At 64.8% G+C, this 633-nt stretch carries 1 protein-coding gene; it reads right to left on the bottom strand.

Annotated features, from left to right (window positions below; genetic code table 11):
* Positions 1–633: hypothetical protein (locus HMPREF0178_RS20230; protein ID WP_009369406.1), on the bottom strand; the 633-nt coding region annotated here is incomplete at both ends.

Below are 633 nucleotides of genomic sequence, written 5' to 3'. Positions count from 1 at the left end.
AGGTATTCCTCTTCCGTCCCCGCCGTCTGCTTCACGATGTCGAGCAGAGATGTGCCCACGCCCGCAAGCTGGCCCGCCGCGTCGGAGTCGCCGCCAAGCGCCAGCCCGGACAGCCGCCGGAACTCGGCCTGAACCGTGCCAAGACGGTTCTCCGCGTCGAGGTTGGCGCTCCCGGCGAACAGGTTGTACCGGGATTGACCAAGGCTCTTGTCCAGCCCTTCCCATGTGCTCTTGAGCGTCTTCGCGGCGGAAAGCTGCTCATTGATGGCGTTGATCTGCTCCTGTATCGCCTGTTGCTGAAGCTGCACCCGCTGTTGTTCCAGCGCGTCCATCTGCGCCTTGAGCGAATCGTATTCTGACTTCGCAGCGTCCTGCGCGTCCTGCGCCGTCTCCGCCGCGTGGAGCTTCAACAGTTCCGCCACCTGCGCGGAGCCTTCCCCGAACTGTTGGATCGTCTCCCGCAACTCGTTGGCTTGCGATATGGCCCGGCCCACCTCATCACTGTTGCCGTTCACCGCCGCCCACCGCTGCGCGACGGACTGGTCGAACGAGCGCAGCATTTCCTCAGTGGCCTGTTTCACCACCTCGGCGCGCATGGCCTCGACCTGCGCAAGCTGCGATTCCGTCGCCCCG

The sequence above is a fragment of the Bilophila sp. 4_1_30 genome (assembly GCF_000224655.1).
Lineage (GTDB): Bacteria > Desulfobacterota > Desulfovibrionia > Desulfovibrionales > Desulfovibrionaceae > Bilophila > Bilophila wadsworthia.
The sequence above is the reverse complement of the archived record's forward strand: the minus strand, read 5'-3'. Positions and strand labels throughout refer to the sequence as shown.